At 51.4% G+C, this 21,314-nt stretch carries 17 protein-coding genes and 1 rRNA gene; 8 read left to right on the top strand and 10 right to left on the bottom strand.

The genetic code is table 11. From position 1 onward, the window contains the following. Positions 1-67: 67 nt before the first annotated feature. Positions 68-1,870, bottom strand: a complete 1,803-nt coding sequence (recQ, locus tag CWE07_RS09985) for a DNA helicase RecQ (RefSeq protein WP_198679915.1) — start codon at positions 1,868-1,870, stop codon at positions 68-70. A gap of 149 nt (positions 1,871-2,019) precedes the next feature. Between recQ and CWE07_RS09980 the strand changes: the two genes are divergently transcribed. Then, positions 2,020-2,478: a thioesterase family protein gene (locus tag CWE07_RS09980; RefSeq protein WP_111569816.1), complete on the top strand. Its 459-nt coding sequence runs from the start codon at positions 2,020-2,022 to the stop codon at positions 2,476-2,478. Between the two features lie 3 nt (positions 2,479-2,481). Next, a complete protein-coding gene (rarD, locus tag CWE07_RS09975; protein ID WP_111569817.1) occupies positions 2,482-3,432 on the top strand; it encodes an EamA family transporter RarD in 951 nt (316 codons plus the stop codon). On the opposite strand, the gene uvrD is transcribed toward rarD, so the two are convergent. From uvrD to lptM, 7 genes are all read right to left on the bottom strand, one after another. Next, positions 3,429-5,600, bottom strand: a complete 2,172-nt coding sequence (gene uvrD / locus CWE07_RS09970) for a DNA helicase II (protein ID WP_111569818.1) — start codon at positions 5,598-5,600, stop codon at positions 3,429-3,431. The two genes, rarD and uvrD, sit on opposite strands and share 4 nt — an antisense overlap. 107 nt (positions 5,601-5,707) lie before the next feature. Next, positions 5,708-6,418, bottom strand: coding sequence for an HAD-IA family hydrolase (locus tag CWE07_RS09965; RefSeq protein WP_111569819.1), 711 nt, complete (start codon positions 6,416-6,418; stop codon positions 5,708-5,710). A gap of 21 nt (positions 6,419-6,439) precedes the next feature. Continuing rightward, positions 6,440-7,372, bottom strand: coding sequence for a tyrosine recombinase XerC (xerC, locus tag CWE07_RS09960; RefSeq protein WP_111569820.1), 933 nt, complete (start codon positions 7,370-7,372; stop codon positions 6,440-6,442). Between the two features lie 46 nt (positions 7,373-7,418). Continuing rightward, a complete protein-coding gene (locus CWE07_RS09955; protein ID WP_111569821.1) occupies positions 7,419-8,102 on the bottom strand; it encodes a DUF484 family protein in 684 nt (227 codons plus the stop codon). Beyond that, positions 8,099-8,923 (bottom strand): diaminopimelate epimerase, encoded by an 825-nt coding sequence (dapF, locus tag CWE07_RS09950; RefSeq protein ID WP_111569835.1) that lies wholly within the window; start codon positions 8,921-8,923, stop codon positions 8,099-8,101. The genes CWE07_RS09955 and dapF overlap by 4 nt, the downstream gene beginning before the upstream one ends. A 2-nt stretch (positions 8,924-8,925) precedes the next feature. Beyond that, entirely contained in the window at positions 8,926-10,179 is a 1,254-nt protein-coding gene (gene lysA / locus CWE07_RS09945) for a diaminopimelate decarboxylase (RefSeq protein ID WP_111569822.1), read from the bottom strand. Then, a complete protein-coding gene (gene lptM, locus CWE07_RS09940; RefSeq protein WP_111569823.1) occupies positions 10,166-10,363 on the bottom strand; it encodes an LPS translocon maturation chaperone LptM in 198 nt (65 codons plus the stop codon). The genes lysA and lptM overlap by 14 nt, the downstream gene beginning before the upstream one ends. Positions 10,364-10,456: 93 nt before the next feature. Between lptM and CWE07_RS09935 the strand changes: the two genes are divergently transcribed. Genes CWE07_RS09935 through CWE07_RS09910 form a run of 6 tightly spaced genes read left to right on the top strand, consistent with a single transcriptional unit; the run spans position 10,457 to position 20,493 of the window. Continuing rightward, positions 10,457-10,891 carry a DUF2914 domain-containing protein gene (locus tag CWE07_RS09935; protein WP_111569824.1) on the top strand — a complete coding sequence of 145 codons (435 nt, stop codon included), beginning with the start codon at positions 10,457-10,459 and terminating at the stop codon, positions 10,889-10,891. A 56-nt stretch (positions 10,892-10,947) separates the two neighbouring features. Continuing rightward, complete coding sequence (gene hemC / locus CWE07_RS09930; protein ID WP_111569825.1) at positions 10,948-11,898, top strand: hydroxymethylbilane synthase; 951 nt, start codon at positions 10,948-10,950, stop codon at positions 11,896-11,898. Continuing rightward, positions 11,895-13,895 (top strand): uroporphyrinogen-III C-methyltransferase, encoded by a 2,001-nt coding sequence (locus CWE07_RS09925; protein ID WP_111569826.1) that lies wholly within the window; start codon positions 11,895-11,897, stop codon positions 13,893-13,895. Before hemC ends, CWE07_RS09925 begins: the two co-directional genes overlap by 4 nt. Beyond that, positions 13,892-15,049: a heme biosynthesis HemY N-terminal domain-containing protein gene (locus CWE07_RS09920; protein ID WP_111569827.1), complete on the top strand. Its 1,158-nt coding sequence runs from the start codon at positions 13,892-13,894 to the stop codon at positions 15,047-15,049. The genes CWE07_RS09925 and CWE07_RS09920 overlap by 4 nt, the downstream gene beginning before the upstream one ends. Positions 15,050-15,067: 18 nt before the next feature. Continuing rightward, the gene (locus tag CWE07_RS09915) at positions 15,068-16,828 is read left to right on the top strand and encodes an autotransporter assembly complex protein TamA (protein ID WP_111569828.1); all 1,761 of its coding nucleotides are present in this window, start codon (positions 15,068-15,070) and stop codon (positions 16,826-16,828) included. After that, complete coding sequence (locus tag CWE07_RS09910; RefSeq protein ID WP_111569829.1) at positions 16,825-20,493, top strand: translocation/assembly module TamB domain-containing protein; 3,669 nt, start codon at positions 16,825-16,827, stop codon at positions 20,491-20,493. Before CWE07_RS09915 ends, CWE07_RS09910 begins: the two co-directional genes overlap by 4 nt. Before the next feature lie 42 nt (positions 20,494-20,535). Here CWE07_RS09910 and CWE07_RS09905 read toward each other — a convergent pair whose 3' ends face one another. Next, entirely contained in the window at positions 20,536-21,075 is a 540-nt protein-coding gene (locus tag CWE07_RS09905; RefSeq protein WP_111569830.1) for a superoxide dismutase family protein, read from the bottom strand. Positions 21,076-21,210: 135 nt separating this feature from the next. Then, positions 21,211-21,314: ribosomal RNA gene (rrf, locus tag CWE07_RS09900) — 5S ribosomal RNA — on the bottom strand; the annotation flags it as partial.

The raw sequence follows: 21,314 nt of genomic DNA, 5'->3' as shown, positions 1-21,314 counted from the left end.
GCTGCACGGGTTGTCTTAACAGTTATCACTGTCGGGCGCACAAGTCAAAATTGCCGCCTGGCAAAGGTTAAGCGTGGGGGCTGTCCTCTCCGTCTAAATACGCACAGATTTCAGCAATAAAAGCGCTGCCATAGCGTTCAAGTTTTACTTGTCCGACACCCGACACCAGTAAAAACTGCGCTGGATTGGTTGGCAACAAGGTCGCCATGTCCTGTAACGTAGAATCACCAAAGACAACAAATGGTGGCACTTCAGCGCGCTCGGCAATCGCCTTACGTAGTTTGCGTAAGCGGCCAAACAGCACCTTGTCATGCATACCGCGCTCTGCGACTTTCGCACCCGCCACTGCTTGAATTCGTGGTTTTGCGAGAGTCAACGCGATTTCGCCACGCAACACTGGGCGTGCGTTCTGAGCTAAATGCAGCGCACTATGGCGACGAATATCTTGAATCAGTAAGCCACGGTGGATTAACTGTCGAATCACGGACACCCAGTGCTCTGCGCTTTGCTCTTTACCTATGCCATAGGTAGTGAGCTCATCATGGCGTTGTTGCTTGATGCGTTGAGTCTGCGCGCCACGCAGCACTTCAACGATATGATTAACTCCAAACTGTTGCCCCGTGCGATACACACAACTGAGTGCCTTTTGCGCATCGACGGTACCGTCATACTGCTGTGGCGGATTTAAACACAGGTCGCAGTTGCCACAGGGTTGCTCGCGGTATTCTCCAAAGTAATTCAATAGCACCAAACGCCTGCATGTTTGCGCTTCGGCAAACGAGGTCATCACCTGAAATTTTTGCCGCTCCACCCGTAAGCGCTCACTATCAGGCTGCTCATCGAATAAGCGCCAAATCCACGCGGCGTCACCTGGTTCATAGAACATCACCGCCTCTGACGCGACGCCATCCCGACCGGCGCGACCAGTTTCCTGATAATACGCCTCTACACTGCGCGGAATATCGTAATGCAACACAAAGCGCACGTTAGGTTTATTAATGCCCATGCCAAACGCAATGGTTGCAACTACCACGTCAATGTCATCACGCAAGAAACCGTGTAGTGTTTGACGCTTTTCCTCATGGGGCAAGCCAGCATGGTAAGCCGCACTGCGCACGCCCTCGACTTGTAGTTTCAGCGCCAGCTCTTCGGTCTTTTTACGACTCCCGCAATAGATAATTCCCGACACGCCGCGCTGTGCTTTGACATATTCCACTACTTGCTTGAGCGGCTTAAATTTCTCTTGCACCAAGTAGCGAATATTCGGGCGGTCAAACGAGCTTTGGAAGACTTGCGGTTCACGCAGCTGCAAACGCTGTAGAATATCGTCACGGGTCACATGGTCGGCCGTCGCGGTTAGTGCCAACATGGGGGTGTGGGGCAATAGTTGGCGTAACTCGCCTAAGCGACCGTATTCTGGCCTAAAATCATGTCCCCACTGGGAAATACAGTGGGCTTCATCGACCGCCAGCAAAGACACCTGCAAGGTTTGTAAGCGCTCTGCGAAGGCAGGTGTTAACACACGTTCCGGCGCTGCGTATAACAAACGAATGCGGCCGTCTTGCAAGTCACGCAACACTTGCATCACTTCAGCCCCTTGCATGCCCGAGTGAATCGCGCCAGCTGGCACGCCCATCGCTTGCATCGCGCTGACTTGATCGTCCATTAACGACACCAGGGGTGATACCACCACAGTCACACCCGGTAACATCAGCGCGGGAAGCTGATAACACAGCGACTTACCGCCCCCCGTTGGCATCAACGCCACGGCATCGCGCCCATTGAGCACCGCTTCAATCACAGTTTCCTGACCACTGCGGAAAGTCTCGTAGCCAAACACTTGCTTCAACACGGCGCGCGCTTGGTCCAGCGTGCTTGCTTGCGCGGCTGGAGGGGACGTGTATAGATTGGATGACGCGTGCGGTTGAGACAAAATAGACCCTTGCGTTGGATAACTGGTTGACGATGATTTGTTCGCCCCCTATTGTATGCATCCCGACCTCTAATAACCATGCCGAAATGTCGTCTTCTCCTTTACTTGCGCAAATTTCGCGCTTAATGAATGAACAAATTCCCTTTCACCGCTTAATTGGCCTTGAGGTAACTCGGTTTGCGTCCGACATTTCGGAAGTGCAATTTACCTGGAAGCCTGAGCTTATCGGTAACGCGCCACAAGGTATTTTGCATGGCGGCGTCACAGCTACTGCACTTGATATGTGTGGCGGTTTGGTTGCAATTGCCAGCGTGGTCGAAGGCTTACCCCATGACACGCCGGCGGCAGAAGTGATTCAACGCATCAGCCGCTGCGGCACTATCGATTTACGGGTCGATTATGTGCGCCCTGGTCGTGGTGACACGTTCATTACTACCTCGCATATTATTCGTTCCGGCAATAAGGTGGCCGTCGCTCGGATGGAATTACATAACCAGGACAATATGCTGATCGCCTTTGGCACCGGCACTTATATGGTGGGTTAAGCAGTGACAGAACCGGCTCAAACTGAAGCGCAGTTCGCCGCTGAACAGCAGCAGCGCACACGCCAAGGCGTGTTGTTTGCTATCGCCGCTTACACCATTTGGGGTTTAGCGCCGATTTACTTCAAAGCGGTGAGCCATGTGCCACCATTTGAAGTCCTCGCGCACCGTATTATCTGGGCGTTTTTGCTGGTACTAGTACTTATCATCGCCACCGGGCGCATGCAACGTGTGGTAGCCGCATTCAAAGCCCCCGCATTACTGGCCCGTCTTGCAGTGGCCGCCACATTAATTGGCTTCAATTGGCTTCTATTTATCTGGTCGGTGGCAAACGACTTTATTCTTGAAGCAAGCTTAGGCTATTACATTAATCCGTTGCTAAATGTGGTGCTGGGCATGGTGTTTTTTGCCGAACGCCTGCGCCGCCTGCAGTGGGTAGCAGTCGCGTTGGCGTTGACTGGGGTAGTTATTCAACTCGTCACCTTCGGCTCAGTGCCTTGGGTCGCCTTAGCACTAGCGTCATCGTTTGCCGTCTACGGCGCCATGCGCAAAACGCTGCCTTTCGATTCGCTCACTGGTTTGTGGCTGGAAATACTTTTGTTGCTGCCATTTATCTTAATTTGGTTCGGCTTCTTCGCCCAAAGCGATAGCAGCAATATGCTAGATAACAGCTGGCAACTGAATAGCTTGCTGATTGCTGCTGGGGTGATAACCACGGTGCCATTGCTATTTTTCACTGGCGCAGCGAAGCGCATTCGTTACTCGACCTTGGGGTTTTTCCAATATATCGGACCAACTTTAATGCTATTGCTTGCGGTCGGCGTATATGGCGAAGCCTTTACTATGGATAAAGTCGTAACCTTTAGCTTCATTTGGGTCGCGCTAGCGATTTACTCGATTGACGCCGCACGCACGCATCGTCAAAGTGTGCGCGCTGCGAGGCGTCTGAATACCTAGGCTAGAGGGGTTAACTTGGCATAGGCAACCACCAGCCATTTACTGCCTTTTTCATCGAAGTTAATTTGAATGCGGCTTTGCGCACCACTGCCTTCGTAATTAATCACCGTGCCCTCACCAAAAGTTTGGTGTAACACACGTTGGCCAAGTTGGTAGCCCGTCTGCTCAAAGGTTTCATGGCTCGCGCCTGAATGAAAGCGCCCACGTTGCGCGGCCGGCTGACTTACCTTGGTTTGCATGCGCACTTCATGCAGGGCCTCAGGGGGCATTTCGCCAATAAACCGACTCTTACGGTGAAACTGCTCTTGGCCATATAAGCGGCGACTTTCCGCATGGGTAATCACTAGTTGCTGCTTGGCGCGCGTCATGCCGACATAGCACAACCGGCGCTCTTCCTCTAAGCGCCCAGGCTCGCCCATAGATTGCTGCGAAGGGAACAAGCCTTCTTCCACCCCCACCATAAACACCAATGGAAATTCTAAGCCTTTAGCGCTGTGCAATGTCATTAGCTGCACTGCGTCCTGGTGCTCATCGGCCTGCTCTTCACCTGCCTCAAGTGCTGCATGGGCCAAAAACTCCGCCAATGGGCTCATATCTTCCTCGCCGGTGGGCATAAAGCTTTCCGTCGCACTAACCAGCTCACCTAGGTTCTCCACCCGCGTTTCGGCTTTTTCGCTTTTTTCTGACTCGTACATTGCCATCAAACCACTGCGTTTAATCGCGATATCGGTTTGCTTTGACAGCGGACGGTCAATACATTCATCTTCCAGCGTATCGATCAGGCTGATAAACCCTTGCACCGCATTCTTTGCCCGCCCTGTGAGTAAGTTTTCACGCACTAAGAATTTGGCGGCATCCCATAGTGGCAATTTTTGATCACGTGACGCTTCGCGAATCAGCCCTAAGGTACGGTCTCCAATTCCACGGCTCGGGGTGTTAATCACTCGCTCAAAGGCAGCATCGTCGATGCGGTTGCTGATCAAACGCAAATACGCCAGGGCGTCTTTAATTTCCTGACGGTCGAAAAAGCGTAAGCCGCCATAAATACGATAAGCAATGCTGGCATACAGCAAGGTTTCTTCAAGTACTCGCGACTGCGCGTTAGAGCGATATAAAATAGCCACATCCTGCAACGCGTTGCCCTGCTCCAGCCACTGCTGAATACTACTCACCACATAGCGCGCTTCGTCTTGCTCATTAAACGCGGCGTAGACTCGTATCGGCTCTCCACTATGACCGTCGGTCCATAAGTCTTTACCCAAGCGGTCGCTGTTATTGGCAATTACTTGGTTGGCCGCATTAAGAATCGTGCTGGTAGAGCGATAGTTTTGCTCTAAACGGATGGTTTCGGCTTGGGGAAAGTCACGCAAAAAGTGCTGCAAGTTTTCAACTTGCGCGCCGCGCCAGCCATAAATTGACTGGTCATCATCGCCGACGATAGTGACGCGGTTATCTTGTCCCGCCAACAACTGCACCCACGCATATTGGATCGCGTTGGTATCTTGAAACTCGTCCACCAGAATATGCCGAAAACGGCGTTGGTAATGTTCACGCACATATTGGTTATCACGCAGTAATTCGTGGGCTCGTAATAGTAGCTCCGCAAAGTCGACCAAGCCTGCACGGTCGCAAGACTCCTGATAGGTTTGGTAAATTTGCTTGTGGGTTTGTTCAGCAATATCGTAGGCGTCAATATGGTGCGCGCGCAGGCCTTCGTCCTTTTTCGCGTTGATATACCACTGCGCTTGCTTCGCGGGCCATTGCTTCTCGTCAATGTTCAGCGCGCGTATGGTTCGCTTCACTAACCGTAACTGATCATCGCTGTCCAGAATTTGGAAGCTTTGCGGTAGCCCTGCGTCTTTATAATGGGCGCGCAATAGACGATGCGCCAAGCCATGGAAGGTGCCTATCCACATTTGACGCACATCACGACCCATCAATGCTTCGATGCGCCCACGCATTTCCGCCGCTGCCTTATTGGTGAAGGTCACCGCCATGACTGACATCGGCGAATGCTGCATAACTTGAATTAACCACGCGATACGGTGCACCAATACGCGGGTTTTACCGCTGCCAGCGCCCGCTAGTACCAGCATATCTTGCTCGGCAGCACTCACAGCCTCACGCTGCTTGTCGTTTAAGCCATCTAGTAAATAAGAAACGTCCACGCTGATACCTCGGAAAACGGAAACTGACTTGCTTCAAGTGACGGCGAGCGCCGCCAACCACTTAGTCTAAGGGTCTACCACTGTATATGCAACCAGCGTCGGTACAGTTATAGAATTTGCGCCAGCTGCGGCAATTGACGAATCGTGACGGTCGGCAACCAAGTTAATTGTGCGAGTGGCTTTCCGGTTGGATTGAGCCACACACTTTGGGCACCAAAATGCGCAGCGCCTTGAATGTCACTGACCGGATGGTCACCGATATGAAGCAGTTCGTGAGGGGCAAAGCCATGAGCTCGACGTGCGGCGTCAAACATGTCGGTAGTGGGCTTACCGCGCAATTGCGCGCTTGGTTGCCAGGCACTACTAAAGTAAGGCGCTAAACCGATTTGTTGAATGTCTACATTGCCGTTCGAAATCGCAATCAATGGATAATTCTGCGCCAATTGCGCCAGCAACTGATGCACCTCTGGGCTAATGGTGACGCGGTTACGGTGGGTCAAAAAGTGCGTCATGGCAGCATCACTGGCGGCCTGAAGCTGTGCTTTAGGCAGCCCAGATTGCGCTAAGCCCTGCTGTAAGGTTGCCAACCGCAGGGCGGTCATATTACCCGCTAACTCAGGGTCCGAGGCCGCTAACTGGTCGCGTAACTGACGCCAATCCCTCAGTTGCATCGACTGCGTTTGCGGATGAGTCTCGAGTAAATATTGGCTAAGCGCTTGCTCGGCTCGTTGCATCACCGGCAGGTTGTCATAGAGGGTATCGTCGAGATCAAAGCTGATCGCTTTAACTGGACGTAAACGGCGGTGAAATTGGATCATGCTAAACCTTTTACTGACAAATCACTTTTCAGGTTTACGGTTTTTACGCGCCCTTGGATGCGCGGTGTCATAAACCTTAGCTAAGTGTTGGAAATCTAAGTGCGTATATACTTGGGTGGTGCTCAGGTTCGCGTGCCCCAGCAACTCTTGCACGGCGCGTAAATCACCACTTGATTCCAACACATGAGACGCGAAGCTATGGCGTAATTTATGCGGGTGCACATGCTCGGGCATGCCACGACGCTGCGCCCAGTCACGTAAGCGCAGCTGCACTGAGCGCGCCGTAAGGCGTCCACCGCGCTGACTAATAAACAGGCCTTGATGGCTCGCTTTCGCGGCCACGCTTGGCGTAACCAGCCACTGGGAACGTACCTCTAACCACGCATTGAGCCACCGCTCTGCTTCACGGCCATAGGGCACAATCCGCGTCTTTTGACCCTTACCGGTGACACGCAGCTCACGACTGGCATTCAGGTCCGACACATTAACGGCAACTAATTCAGATACCCGCAAACCACTGCTATAAATCAGTTCGAACATCGCGCGGTCGCGGATACCAAGGGCATCCGTTGGTGTTTCGTCCAACAAGTGCGCGACACCGTCCACGTCCATATTCTTTGGCAGCCGTCGCGGTGCCTTCGGGGCTTTAACTAACTTAGCTGGATTGCTGCTCAATACGCCTTGGCGCAATAAAAACTCGGCAAAACTACGCAGTGCGGCTAGGCGTTGATTGATAGTTGCGATGCCGACTTCGTTGCGGCGCCAGCTAATCAGCAAGGATTCAATAGCGCGTGACGTTAACCCCTGCCAGTTTGATAAACCTTGCTGGTGCAGGACATCTGCACAGGCGTTTAATTGGCGCTGATAGGTTTGGCAGGTCAGCACTGAATAGCCACGCGCGCTGTGCAAGTAGTCGATAAACGCATTGATACTGGGCTCTAGTGCGTGACTCACAAACTTTCACCTCGCATCACTGTAAATAACCAAGCGCTAGCCGCCGCTAAGCCACCAGACGCGGCAGCACTTGGGTCAACAGAGCTTGCAGCTGACTGATTAGCAGATGATCCATATTGGGTTCAAAGTGCGACGCATCGCGACTACCCAGCGCCAGCAACCCATACTTGGTATTCTCACCCAATAGCAATAGGGCTACCGATTCAACCGGTTGTGCATTAGCCCGAAATACCAGCTTTTGTTCATCGGCTGGCAAACGGCCAAAATACACTGGCGCACGGTCAAAGCGTTTACCCACCAGGTGTTTATGAGTGTCGGCGTTGAAAGCCAAGTGTTCAAGCGCAGTCGGCACAAACAACTTCAAGCTCATATCGACCAAGCCAAGCTGCTCAATAAATGTGTAGTGTAATGCCTGTTCAAGGTCGTCAAGCGAGGTGCAGTTAAGTAGTTGCTGGTATAGCTCGCTATAGCATTCGAAGATAAATTCGTTACGCCGCGCATTCGCCATCAGCGTGGTGATTTCTTCTTCCAAGGCGGCAACTTTCTCACGCAATACCAATTGCTGACGCTCTACAAGCGACACCGAGCCTTGTTGCTGATGCCGCACTCGCATATGGCTGAGCAAGTCAGGGTGAGCATCGAAAAAGTGCGGGTTTTCCTGTAAGTATTCAGCAATGAATTGATCATCAATGCGTAATGCCTGGCTTTGTGGTTGCTTTGAATCGCTCATATCACTATTTGTCCATCAAACACGTGAGTTGCGGTGCCAGTCATCATCACCGGATGGCCCGCTTGCCATGTTATATCGAGGCTACCGCCTGGTAACTCGATGCGTGCGCTATTCGCCAACTTATCTTGACGCATCGCCCAAACCGCAGCAGCACAAGCGCCAGTACCACATGCTTGAGTTTCACCGACGCCGCGCTCGAACACTCTTAGCTTGGCATGGTCACGGCTGATGATTTGTAAGAAGCCAATATTAGCCCCTTCGGCAAAGCGCTCGTGCCGTGTTAACAAAGCGCCGACCTCAGCCACAGGCGCTGTTGCGATGTCATCCACCAAGATCACGCAATGTGGGTTGCCCATGCTCAGCACGCCACACAGGAATGTTTGCTCCGCCGCGCGCAAAATATAGGTCACTTCACTTTTATTGGCTTTAAACGGGATCTGTTGTGGCTCAAATTCCGGCATGCCCATATCGACTTCCACCAGCTCTTCGCTTTTGAGCTGTATATCAATCACGCCTTTCTTGGTGCTGACTCGAATTTGGTTTTTATTCGATAACCCTTTATGGCGCACGAAACGACCGAAACAGCGCGCGCCGTTGCCGCACTGTTGCACCTCAGAGCCATCGGCATTGAAAATACGGTAATGGAAATCGACATCGGGGTCATAAGGAGGCTCGACCATGAGCAGCTGATCAAAGCCCACACCCCGGTTGCGATCAGCCAGTGCCGCAATTTGCTCGGAATTCAGAAAGATATTCTGGGTCACATTATCGATCACCATGAAATCGTTGCCCAAGCCGTGCATTTTGGAAAAGTGAATCAGCATTACAGCTCCAAAGTTCGTTCAAGCTGCCATAGCTGCTCGAGTTGTTCACGCTGACGCACGACATGTACCTGGTTGCCATCCACCATAATTTCAGCCGGACGCACGCGGGTGTTGTAGTTGGAACTCATCGCAAAGCCGTATGCGCCGGCATTGAACACCGCCAAAATATCACCTTCAGCGGCTTTTACCTTACGCTCCTGGCCGAGGAAGTCACCAGTTTCGCACACCGGGCCTACCACGTCACAGGGCTTTTGCGCCTCACCGTGCTGGTGAGTGGACGTGTTCTCGATTCGGTGAAAAGCTTGATAAAGCGACGGTCTTAACATGTCATTCATGCCTGCATCGACAATCACGAAATCTTTTTTATCGCTTGGCTTCACATACTCCACTCGCGTCAGCAAAATGCCTGCATTGGCCACAATTGCGCGCCCAGGTTCTAAGTAAAGGGCGAGCTGCGGGTAATGTTCAATTTTTGCCAACATGGCTTGAATATAGTCAGCCACCGCTGGCGGCGTTTCATCGTCGTAAGTTACCCCAAGTCCGCCGCCCATATCTAAGTGCGCAATCTCGATCCCGATGGCCGCGAGTTCATCCACCAAGGCTAACATGCGGTCCATAGCATCCAAGAAGGGGGCTAATTCGGTCAGTTGCGAACCGATATGACAGTCAACTCCAACCACGTGCACGTGTTCAAGGCTGTGCGCACGCTTAAATGCCGCTACTGCATCGCGCATGGGAATACCGAACTTGTTGGCTTCCAACCCAGTGGCAATGTAAGGATGGGTTTTCGCATCCACATCTGGGTTCACCCGCAATGACACCGGCGCAGACGTACCGCGCTCAGCTGCTATCTGATTAATCCGTTCTAATTCTGCGAGCGACTCGACATTGAATTGCAAAATACCCACATCAAGGGCGTATTCAATTTCTGCGTGGGACTTGGCGACCCCAGAAAAAACAATACTATCAGCGCGACCACCCGCTTTCAGTACGCGTGCAATTTCTCCCCCGGAGACCACATCAAAACCGGCACCTAAGTGCGCCAGCACTTGTAAAACCGCGAGGTTGCCATTGGCCTTTACCGCGTAGCAAGCGCGATGCGGTTTCGGTAAGTGCTGATTAAACGCTTGCCAGTTATGCGTTAACTGAGCCCGGGAATAAACATACAAAGGCGTGCCGTAGGTATGGGCTAAATCTTGGCTGGCACAGGCTTCTACATGCAACTGGCCGTGCTGATAACTAAATTGATTCATTGCGATAATTTTCAATTGGCTCTGGTTGAGTACTCTGATCTACAGCCTCATCGACAGGCTGCTCTGGTTGTGGCGACGTTGTATCACGCTCTGGCGGGATATACAGTGGCCCTTTTTGCCCACATGCGGTCAACCCAAGCAACAGGACGACACTGCAACACAGGGGAATAATGCGTTTTCTCATGGCTCACGTTACACTTAAGTTCGCAAAACACCTATAATCGCATTCATAGGTACGTTTGTCACCACGCCAAACCCGTTGAATAAGGACGCCACAATGTTAAACCGTCAACTTGTTGTACTTATTTTATCGTTGTTATGCTTCACACCTATCGCCAGCAACGCGCAAAACGCTGACGACAGCCAGCTTGAAGTGAACGCTCAGTATGTTGAACGCGCCGTTTTAACCAGTGCGGTTGAAAATCGTGAACCCCTGGATAACTTGGGTCACGCATACCGTCACAGTGGCGCCAACTATGACCAATTGGTATTTTTTACCCATGTGATCAACCATGATGGTCGTGGTATTCGCCATCAATGGTGGCGCAACGGCGAATTGGACAGCGAAGTCACGTTAGCGGTCGGTAGTGATAGTTGGCGCACCTATTCGAGCCGCCGCATCAGTTATATGGCCAGTGGCGATTGGCAAGTGCGCGTGCTCAACGATCGCGATCAAACCCTGGTTGAATATGAATTTAGTGTGTCGCGCTAGCTTCTATCGCTAGCCCAACACATCAGCCCATTTTATACACGTAGTAGAGCGAGTGCATGACTAAGACAGAAACCCTCACCATCGCAACCCGTAAAAGCGCTTTGGCATTGTGGCAAGCCGAGCACATTAAAGCCCGCTTGGAAGCGCTCCATCCGCAGCTAGCGGTCACCCTGTTGCCTATGAGCACACGCGGGGACGTTATCCTGGACACACCGCTTGCGAAAATCGGCGGTAAAGGGCTATTTGTCAAAGAGCTTGAGGTTGCCATGTTGGAAGGCCGTGCCGATATTGCTGTGCATTCGATGAAAGACCTACCCGTGGATTTCCCCCCAGGGCTAGAGCTTTTTACCATTTGTGAACGCGAAGACCCAACCGACGCCTTTGTGTCTAATCACTATGCTCAGCTTGCAGACATGCCCGCAGGCGCAGTGGTCGGTACTTGTAGTTTGCGTCGTAAAAGCCAAATTGCCGAGCAATTTCCCGACCTAGTAATCAAAGACTTGCGTGGTAACGTGCAAACACGACTGCGCAAACTTGATGACGGTGAATTTGACGCCATTATCTTAGCGACCTCGGGGCTGGTGCGCCTTGAGCTGGACGAGCGCATTCGCCTGCGCCTGCCACCTGAACAGTCACTGCCTGCTAATGGGCAAGGTGCTTTGGGGATTGAGTGCCGTAGTGACGACGCCCGCGTCAAAGCCTTGCTAAAACCCCTTGAGCATGAAGAAACCCGCGTGTGTGTATTGGCGGAACGCGCCATGAATCGTCGCCTTGAAGGCGGTTGTCAGGTGCCAATTGGCGCCTTTGCACAGCTGCAAGGTGAACAGATTTTCCTGCGAGGGTTGGTCGGCAGTACAGACGGCAAGCTGATTATTCGGGGTGAGCAAACCGGAAGCCAAAGCGACCCGGAAGCAATTGGCATCGCCTTAGCAGAGGATTTATTAGCGCGTGGTGCAGGAGACATTTTGGCTGCAGTCTACGCGAACGAGAACCACGGAGATTCATGATGCAACCAGGCGTTCTCATTGTCCGCGCCCCCGAACATGCTGACGCATTAGCGAAAGCCGTACGCAAAGGGCTGCACGGGCGGCAGTGTCATATTACGACCCAATCCATGGTCGACACCCAAGCACTCGCCTTACCTGAGGGCGCCAGCGTTGATTGGCAAGCCACGTATCATGGTATTGTGGTAGTTAGCCCAGCTGCGGTAAGTTACTTCGATGCGCATATACAGCAGCACCAGCAAGACTGGCCGCAGACCAACTATTACTGTGTTGGCGCTGGTACGGCCGAAGCAATGGTGCCATTGAGTGGCCAACCTGCTACTTATCCGGCGCCGTTACACACCGCAGAAGCGTTATTGGAACTTAGCGCGCTTAAAAACATCGAAGCACAACGCTGGATGGTAATAACCGGCCGCGAGGGAAGAACGCTGATTGCTGACACCCTGCGCAGCCGCGGCGCTCAAGTCGAGGTGTTAGAGGTATATGAGCGCGTAGTACGCGAGATAGATCTACGCGGTCCATTCAGTAGTTGGAGTGAGCAAGTCAATATTGTCGTGTTCACCAGCCAGCAGCACATTGAATTATTTACTACCGCCATTGAACGACTTGACGGCGGTAGCGACTGGTTGCAGACAATCACCTGGCTGGTGTCCAGCCAACGTTTACAAGATTGCCTGCTACACTATGGCATACGCAAACAACAAATAGTGCTTGCCACCAACGCCAGCACCCCAGCGCTGACACGAAGCCTACTTGAGCTAATCAATCGTAGTCACGCGCCCGCGCTGACTAAGCAGACAGTAAATACAGACAAGTCGCACGACGACAGCCAACCCACAACTAAGAGTGATACGCCCGTGGCAGTAGAGCAGGACACCCCACAAAAAGCAGCGCACAGCGACGCCATCCCAACGCCAAAACGCAGTGCATTTGGCCTGTTTATCAGCATTGTATTATTGCTGTGCGTAGTGACTTTGGGCGTGGGTGGTTATTACGCGTGGGCGCAACAAGAGGCATTCCGTCAGCAAACCCAAGCTGAATTAAGCGAACTGAACCAGCGCATTGCGGACGCAGACCGCGCGCAGCAATCCATTCGCAGTGATGTAGTTGACCGTATGGACGAGCAGCTGCAGCGACGTTTTAATGAATTACAGCAACAACGTCAGCAAGAAGCGCAAGCTTTACGTGAACAAGCGGCCGCTGAGCGCGAGCAAATGCGCGAGGAATTTGAACAGCATAATGCAGAATTAACAGCACTTAAACAGCAAGTCGATAGCGCCAATTTGCGCGTATCTGAAGACCTGTTTTTAGTTGAAGCACGTGATTTAGTGTTAGCAGCAGGGCGCAAGTTATGGCTAGACCATGACCGTAAAACCGCTATTCAGTTACTTGAGCGTGCAGAGAACCTGCTCGCAGCCGCCGAACAGAACCGTTTGCTGCCGATACGACAGCAGCTACGTGACGACATTGAGTTAATAGCGTCAATTGAAGAGCAAGATATTGAAAGCTTGAGCATGCGCGTGAGCACTCAACGACGTCAAATTCGTCAGTTGCCCTTTGTAAATCAGACAATTGGTTTTGATGAAGGCGATGATCAGGCAACCAGCAGCGAGTTTAGTGAATGGCGCGCTAACCTGGCCAAGGCTTGGGCGAACTTTACGGATGACTTTGTCCGCATTCAACGTACTGATGAGCTGCCAAGTATGAAAATTGGGCAAGAACAGCGCGCCTTACTGGTTAGCCAAATTGAATTACAACTGCAAATTGCGCAGCAAGCGCTGATGCAACGTCAAACCATTAATTACCGTGAAGCCTTAGAACAGGCAGCGGAGTGGATCGAGAGCTACTTTGATACCGAGCGCCAAGCTGTGCAGCGCAGCCTTGCGGAATTGCGCGAGCTGAGCGGGTATGATTTAGACCCAGCCTATCCAACCCGCCTGCTGTCAGAGGCGATGTTACGCGATGTCGTCGAGGAGATGCTGGAAGGAGATAACCGGTGACTAAAGCTGTTATTGTCCTGCTGATCATCATTGGCGGCTTTATCGCCGGGCCTTTGCTGTCCGGGCAGACCGGTTATGTCATGATAGCCATTGCAGGCTATACGATTGAAACCAGCTTGGTGGTCTTAATTCTGGCTCTGTTACTCTTGCTGCTGCTGGTGTGGTTGCTTGATTGGGCGTTTAAGAAAGTTCGCGGCAGCGCGCAGCGAGGGCTGCGCTGGTCGGCTAAGCGCAAAGCCCAAAAAGCGCAGCAACTATTGCAACAAAGCACCGAAGATTTAACCACAGGTGCGTATGAAGCGGCTCAGCAACACGCGGAAGATTCTTTACGCTATGTCCAAGACCCCCTCATGGCACTTTCAATTGCGGCGCATGCAGCAAAACTGCAAGGGGACGTCGTGTCTGAGCAAAAGCTTTTAGAGCGCATTCAAACCTACCAAGATGACGCCAGTTTAGCCTTTGAACTCGCTCAAGCGAGGCGCGCTGCTCCTGAGCGTTCGGTAAAACAAATGCAAGCGCTACTTCAGCGCTTCCCGCAACACTTAGGTGTGCAGCGCCAAGCCGCTGAGGTGTTCTTCGAGCATCGCGCAGGCAACGCTTTATATGCGTTGATGCCAGCACTTGAGCGCTCTCAGGCATTGACCGCTGAACATCTGAATGGTTATCAGGTGATGGCGTATCAAGGCTATTTTGGCAAGGCGACCGATGCTATTGAAGCGCACCAATTATGGCGAAGCTTAGACGCTAGCACGCGCAAGCTGGGTAACGTTCGGGTTATCTATGTGCAGCACTTGCAGCGTTTACAGGCCGACGATATTGCGGCACGCGTGCTGGTGAAAGGTTTGCGTAAAGGCTATCTAACGCCTGCTCACATTTTACACGCCCCTGTTAAACTCAAATGGCATCACCAATACGAGCCGCTTGCAGATTTTATTCAAGATTATTTGAAACAAGCCCCGCAAGACGTCGACGCACTTGCACTATTGGCGACCATTGCTATCGATCAAGGGGACCATGAATTAGCTCTTCGCGCCGTTAAAGCAGCCGTTCAAGTGAAGCCTAATAACTTTCTCTATCGTTTACTTGGCGATGCTCATCTGGCTGCTGGACAAAGCGAACCCGCGCTAGCAGCTTATCGTCAAGCTGCGAAGTAATCTGAAAAAGGTGTAGTAATGCGTTATTGGCTGCTGTTTTGGGCTATTTTTCTTTTTAACGGGTCAGCGCTGGCCTTCAATGACGACGAAGACGACGATAATGGTCGACCGCAGCTGAATGTGGTCATTGAGGGCGTTAGCGGACAGCTTTTGACCAATGTGCGCAACCGTTTAGGCATTTATAATTACCATCAGCAGCCCTCTCCGGGTCCTGCTCGCGTGCGCTTTTTGCACCGCCGTGCTGAGCAGGAAATTCTGCGTGCGCTAGCCCCAGCTGGTTTCTATCGCGCGTCTGTTGAGACTGAATTTGAACGCGACAACGGAGTATGGCGTTTAACCTACCGCATAACACCAGGCCCCGCCATGCCAATTCGTAACGTCGATATTCGCATTACTGGCGACGCCGAGAACGATGATGCATTCAACCGCCTTATTCGCAATTTAAACATTCAACCGGGCCAGGACTTACATCATCGCAATTACGACAATGCGAAGAACCGAATTCGGTCTTTAGCGGCTGACCGTGGTTATCGTAACGCGCGCTTTGAACGTAGTGAACTGCAAATCGACTTGAATGATTATGCTGCCGATATCTTAATTGAATTTGATTCAGGCACGCGCTTTCGCTTTGGCGATGTTCGCTTTAGCGAAGCCCAGCTAGATGAAGACATTCTGCAGCGCTTTGTGCAATTTGAACAAGGTGAATACATCACTTCAGATGAATTGGTAGAGCTGCAAATGGCGCTATCAGATAGCGACTATTTTAGCCGTGTACAAATTCAACCGCTGTGGGATGAGGCCAGTGACGACGCCATTGTGCCTGTCGCGATTAACGTAGAGCCGAATAATCGCACGCATTATCGCGCTGGTCTGGGCTATGGTACAGACACGGGTGCTCGCGTACTTTTCGAGCAAAATCGGCGCTGGGTCAATACTCGTGGTCATCGCTTTAATTCTCAGTTTCAATTTTCTGAATTAATATCGGCGGTGGGTGCGAACTACATCATCCCGGGGCGTCAACCGCAAACCGACCAATACGTGCTTCGTGCTGGTTGGCGTGATGAAGACACCTCCACTACACGCTCTGAATTGGTAAATTTAGGCGTAAGTTGGCAACGCCAATTAGAGCGCACTCAGCGCACAATAGCCTTAGACTGGCAGGACGAACGCGATACCTTTAGCGGCGAGCGCCGGGACACCCAGTTTTTAATCCCGAGTGTGCAATGGAATCGTGTCCACACACCGGATCGACTCAACGTGCGCGAAGGTTTTAGAACGTCTTTGGCGCTTCGCGGCGCGTCCGATGCGGTACTTTCCAGTACCGACTTTGCACAGGCTACATTAGGCGCTAAATACGTGTTCTCTTTTGCTGAGCATTATCGTTTATTGACTCGTGGCGAACTCGGCACCACGGTTGCCAGCGATTTTGACCGTATACCCACCTCATTACGGTTTTATGCCGGTGGTGACAGCTCGATTCGAGGTTACGGTTACCGCAGCATTGGTCCCCGTGACGAAGACGGCATCATGTTAGGCGGACGCCACCTTATGGTTGGTAGTATTGAGCTTGATTACGAATTCCGGCCTAATTTTCGGGTGGCCACATTTTGGGACGCAGGTAATGCATTTAACGACATCACCAGCGCTACAAGGCATGGCGCCGGTTTTGGCTTCCGCTGGCAAAGCCCAGTGGGTCCAATTCGCATAGACCTCGCCCATGGTTTTGGCCCAGAAGGCGATAAAGTTAGCTTACATTTGACGTTGGGGCCTGATTTATGAGTATTAATTGGCGCCGAGCAGGTCTTGCCACCACGATTATCATCAGCGGTATTTTAATTTTCCTGCTGTCCTTACTGATCATCATCTCCTTGATGCTCACCACGGAACGCGGCACACGAATCACTTTAAACCTCGCTGAACGTTTTGCGCCCGGCGAATTGAGCATTACCCATCAGTCGGGGTCGTTGTTACGTGATTTACGCATAGCGAATGTAAGCTTTACTCAGCCAGGCAGTGCGATAGACATTGAAGATTTGCAGTTCGATTGGCAACCGCGCGCATTGATGGCGCGCACATTTCATGTCAACACCCTGAGCTTTAGCCGCATGTCGTTGGTACTGGAACCAAGCGAAGAGGATGAAGCGCCCGCAGACACGGAATTTGAATTACCTGATATTGAATTACCTATCGATATCAAAGTAGATTCACTAGATCTCGCCAATATTCATCTTCAGATCGGTGAGTTTGAGCAGGTAATTGATGAAGTACAATTACGAGCTTCAAGTGTTGGGTACGAACAACATATAGAACATCTGCTGGTACGCGTGGAGCAGGGTGAAGTTCGAGGTCAAGGTACGATTGAAACCCGTGACAACTATCCTTTAGATATCAACCTTGAAGCTGAATTTGCGTTGCCTGATATGCGTGCAATCCAAGCCGAGCTTGCACTGGTCGGTGATTTAGAAGCGTTACAGGTAACCCTTCGCACTCAAGGTCTGGTCGACAGCGAGGTCGAAGCTCAGCTAGCGCAAGTATTAGATATTGATGAGCTGAGTTGGGATGCCCAAGTGCTGCTTAAAGATATACGTCACGAAGCCTTACAGGACAGTATTCATGCACTAGATTTTGAATTACATAGTCAAGGCAACCTAGCCCGGTTTGGGATTGAGTTGGACGGCAACCTTGAGTCTGCTGAGCAAGGCGAAGTAGATATCAGCGCGGCGCTGGTTTGGAATGATCGCACGCTCACAATTGAACAGTTCGACATGAGTGCCGAAGAAATGATTTCCAGCGTCACTGTAACTGGTTACGCAGTGATTAGCGACGTACTTGATATTGATATTAGCGGAGATGCCGAAGCTTTTGGCTTCTCGCAAAATCAGTTTTCGTTGCGCGCCACCGGCACCCAAGATGGTGCAGAGCACCTTGAGCTCTCCTTAAACTTGCCTCAAGGAAGTGCCACTTTAAATGGTAGCATTGGTTGGGCACCTTACCTTAGTTGGGATCTAAACATCCGAGTGGATGAGCTTAACTTTGCCGAAATCAGTGACGAGCTGCAAGGCGACTTAAAAGCTCAAATTGCAACTCAGGGTCGTTTCGATGATGTTTTGGAGCTTCAGGCAAGCATCAATGAACTGCAAGGTAGCCTGATGGACTACACCATTTCAGGCCGCGGCGATGTCAATATTCAAGGTGACCATTTTCAAGCCAATAATCTAGATATCATTTGGGGCGAAACGCGCATTCGCGCAGATGGACAGTACAGCCCCGAGGGAATTAATTTAAGCTTCCTGGTGGATATTCCGGAGCTCGCCTCTTTATTGCCGCAAGCTGGCGGGCAGCTAAGTGCGCGCGGAGATGTAACTGGGAGTGAGGAACAACCACAGCTCAATATACAGGTTCGTGGCAGCGAGCTATTTTGGCAAACCTATCGGCTTGACGATATATCAGCCGATGTTGAAGCCGATGGCACGTTAACTCGATTGCCTACCGGCAATGTGTTACTTAGTGGTATTCAAGCCGAGGGCCAGACTATTGAGCGCTTAGCCGTACGCATGCGTCAACAGCAGCAGCATCAAACCGAAATTGATGTCGACTATGACCAACTTGAAATGCGCGTGGCATTACATGGCGATTGGCAACGCGAGGAGCAAGAATGGCAGGGTACTATCAACCGTCTGCAATTACGCTATCCGGATATCGGCCGTTGGAACGTAACACAGCCAGCACCGTTGCGCGTATCACCAGAGCAATTTGCGCTGGATGATTTCTGCCTGATCATTTCCACCCGTGAATCAGAACTATGTGCGCAGGCTCAATGGCAAGCAGCGTCAGGGGATTTCGACTTCGAAGTCCGTGCTGAGGCCATTCCCTATCAATTATTCTCCGCATTTTTACCTGAAGACGTCAATATACTTGGCGAGTTTAACGTAATCGCCGATGTCAACCAGACTGGCGATGAGCTCAATGCCGATGTTCGCCTTACCATTAGCGACACCTCAGTACGCGTCCCTGCACAGGAACTTCGCGTTGACTTTGATAGTGGTGAACTGTTTAGGCTTGTGGGTAATCAACAGCAGCTAGAAGCTCAATTACGCATTCTTTCGGACCAGCTCGAGGGTGGCGCTGAGGGTAATGCAACGATTAACGATGTGCTTGATGATACCCGCAGTATTGATGGTGAGATCGGAATCGACGTACGTTCATTTGTTTTACTGTCTGTGTTAATGCCAGAAATTCAAAACGTCGCTGGACACATGAACGGACGCGTCGACTTCGCCGGACAATTGGACGACCTTACGATTGGAGGTGGATTAGAGCTGCGCGACGGCAGCGCTGAGATTCCCGCAACCGGCTTGCAGCTACGTAACCTCAATTTAGTCATTCAAGCCCCAACAGGTCGTGATGAACCGTTTATTTTGGAGGGCGCAGTGGATGCTGGTGAAGGCCAGCTAGATATTGATGGCGCTTATTACTTAACAGCCCAGCGTGCCGAGCTGAACATTCAAGGCGCAGCATTTCCGGCGTTAAACACCCGTGAGTTACAAGTCACCATCGCACCTGACCTAAGTATCGTATACACGCCAGAATTACTCAGGCTGCGCGGTGCTGTTGACGTACCTTATGCGCGAATCACACCACCGGATTTCGAATCGGTGGACTCTATTTCAAATGACACAGTGATTGTCAGTGGTGACGGCGGGCCTTACGAACAAAATATCGGCGGCTTACCCATTGATATGGACCTAACCGTCAACCTTGGAGACGATGTACAGGTTAGCGCCTTTGGTTTTGAAGGTCGCTTGCAAGGGGGTCTTCGAATTATAGAGCAGACCGGGCAGGAAACGACTGCGGTAGGGAATATTGACGTTGCCTCAGGTGCTTATGAGATATATGGGCAAGCGCTCAATATTGAACGAGGACGCCTTATTTTTACTGGCGGACCGGTCGCTAACCCAGGTTTGGACTTGCGGGTTGAGCGTAGCATCGATGCGCAAAGCGTTACCGTCGGCGCACGGGTCGGAGGGACATTAGAGAATCCGACGCTTAATTTGTTCTCGAGCCCGACGATGCAAGATAGCGCGATTCTGTCTTACTTATTGTTTGGTCGTGGACCAGGCCAAGGCAGCTCTGGCGAGCAAAACATGCTGGCACGGGCGACACTTGCATTGGGCATGAGTGGCGGTAATCGTTTAGGTGAGCGTCTCTCAGACACACTCGGGGTCGACGAGATATCACTGGATTCAGGCGATACCTTTGAATCAACTGCGCTATTTATAGGTAAGCAGCTATCTTCACGGCTGTATATTAAGTATGGGATGGGCTTAATTGAGCCTGTATCAACCTTCTTTATTCAATACCGACTAACGGATAACCTAAACTTTGAATCGCGCACGAGTAATGAACAAAGCGGTGCGGACTTGTTTTTCACGATTGAAAGATAAAAAAATGGCACTCACTGAGTGCCATTTTTATTTATCTTGAATTTAGTTACGTTCTGCCACACCAATGACACCACAGCCAATACGTCCGCCCGCATCACCAGTGGGCTGGGTTTCGTAATCGTCAGCTTGAGCGTGGACAATGATGCCGCGGCCTAAAATACTATGCGCCCCGTCCATGCTTAAGCGATCATCAATGTATTCAAGCACTGCAACACCTTGGTCGTTTGCCTCCAGGTTGCCAAGATCACCCAGGTGACGTTGGTCATCATGACGTGCACCGTGACGTTCACCCGTTGGATTAAAGTGCCCGCCCGCAGACGTAGCGTCCGGCGCCGTGCAGTCACCAAACTGATGAATATGGAAGCCATGACGATTGTTTGGCTCTAATCCTTCGATGGTAGCTGACACCACAATACCGTCACCACTACGACGGAAATTGACCACACCTTCGGCACGATTACCTTCAGTTGCAACTATCGTAGCCGTAAAGGTTTCAACACCTGTTTCATGTGGCACTACATCGGGTTGGCCACAGGCGGTAAGTACAACAACAGGAATGGCTGCTAGCAGGGTTCGTTTCATGATATTCACCTAATTTTATCTATAACATGATTCAAGTTTAGCAGTATAATCATGAATTTGCATGTGGGGTGGTGGGGATAGGGCGGGATATAAATAAAAAACCCCAGCTTTCGGGCTGGGGTTGTTTATTTGGATGCCTGGCGGTGTCCTACTCTCACATGGGGAGGCCCCACACTACCATCGGCGCTGACATGTTTCACTTCTGAGTTCGGAATGGATTCAGGTGGTTCCACGTCGCT

The organism is Aliidiomarina maris, from assembly GCF_003987335.1.
In the GTDB taxonomy this organism is placed as follows: Bacteria; Pseudomonadota; Gammaproteobacteria; order Enterobacterales; family Alteromonadaceae; genus Aliidiomarina; species Aliidiomarina maris.
This window is presented reverse-complemented; position numbering and strand designations above follow the sequence as displayed.

Excerpts from the sequence above, each read along its gene's own strand:
- CWE07_RS09980 (WP_111569816.1), top strand. The coding sequence starts at position 2,020 with ATGTCGTCTTCTCCTTTACTTGCGCAAATTTCGCGCTTAATGAATGAA.
- CWE07_RS09965 (WP_111569819.1), bottom strand. The coding sequence starts at position 6,418 with ATGATCCAATTTCACCGCCGTTTACGTCCAGTTAAAGCGATCAGCTTT.
- CWE07_RS09955 (WP_111569821.1), bottom strand. The coding sequence starts at position 8,102 with ATGAGCGATTCAAAGCAACCACAAAGCCAGGCATTACGCATTGATGAT.
- lysA (WP_111569822.1), bottom strand. The coding sequence starts at position 10,179 with ATGAATCAATTTAGTTATCAGCACGGCCAGTTGCATGTAGAAGCCTGT.
- lptM (WP_111569823.1), bottom strand. The coding sequence starts at position 10,363 with ATGAGAAAACGCATTATTCCCCTGTGTTGCAGTGTCGTCCTGTTGCTT.
- CWE07_RS09935 (WP_111569824.1), top strand. The coding sequence starts at position 10,457 with ATGTTAAACCGTCAACTTGTTGTACTTATTTTATCGTTGTTATGCTTC.
- hemC (WP_111569825.1), top strand. The coding sequence starts at position 10,948 with ATGACTAAGACAGAAACCCTCACCATCGCAACCCGTAAAAGCGCTTTG.
- CWE07_RS09925 (WP_111569826.1), top strand. The coding sequence starts at position 11,895 with ATGATGCAACCAGGCGTTCTCATTGTCCGCGCCCCCGAACATGCTGAC.
- CWE07_RS09915 (WP_111569828.1), top strand. The coding sequence starts at position 15,068 with ATGCGTTATTGGCTGCTGTTTTGGGCTATTTTTCTTTTTAACGGGTCA.
- CWE07_RS09910 (WP_111569829.1), top strand. The coding sequence starts at position 16,825 with ATGAGTATTAATTGGCGCCGAGCAGGTCTTGCCACCACGATTATCATC.
- CWE07_RS09905 (WP_111569830.1), bottom strand. The coding sequence starts at position 21,075 with ATGAAACGAACCCTGCTAGCAGCCATTCCTGTTGTTGTACTTACCGCC.